General features: G+C 54.2%; 1 protein-coding gene. It reads left to right on the top strand.

From position 1 onward, the window contains the following. Positions 1–592, top strand: a 592-nt coding sequence (locus A3730_RS03860) for an efflux RND transporter permease subunit (RefSeq protein WP_197477270.1), incomplete at its 5' end; no start/stop codon positions are given. Positions 593–746: the final 154 nt, after the last annotated feature.

The following is a 746-nucleotide window of genomic DNA, read 5'->3' as shown; positions in this document are numbered from 1 at the left end:
AGCCATCAATGATGACGTCGCTGTGCCCTCGGGCTACTGGGTGGAATACGGGGGCACCTACGAGAAGTTGCAGTCTGCGAGCCAGCGACTGACGTTGGTGGTGCCATTAACGCTGGTGATGATCGTGGCGTTGCTCTATTTCGCGCTCGGTTCGTTCAAAGATGCGCTGGTGATTTTCACCGGTGTGCCTCTGGCACTGACCGGTGGAGTGCTATTGCTGGTGCTGCGGGATATTCCGTTCTCCATTTCTGCAGCGGTGGGTTTTATCGCTCTCTCCGGCATTGCCATTCTGAATGGCCTGGTCATGGTGTCCTTTATCCGTGAGTTGATGCGGGATGGTGTGGCCCTGGATGAGGCCATTATTGAAGGTGCGGTAACAAGGCTTCGCCCCATCATTACCACCGCGCTGGTTGCCTCGTTGGGATTTGTGCCGATGGCGCTTAACACGGGTATCGGTTCGGAAGTTCAGCGTCCACTGGCCACGGTAGTCATTGGGGGCATCCTTTCTTCCACCGTGCTCACATTATTCGTGCTCCCTGCCTTGTACCGTTTGGTGAATGGCAAGAGCGCTCATATTCTTAACCAATCATAATGGAGAAAAACGCGTGAAAATCAGATTCTGCGTTGGATTGCTTGGCTTGCTGGCGAGTGGCGTGGCCATGGCTCATGGCATGTCAGCTGAAGATCAGGCAAGAGCCTTGAACGCTGGGTTTATGGAATACATTGAGCTTGGCGCTGTTCACATG

The organism is Alcanivorax sp. HI0044 (assembly GCF_001634945.1).
Note: the sequence above shows the minus strand (reverse complement) of the source record. Positions and strands in the feature narration are given on the sequence as shown.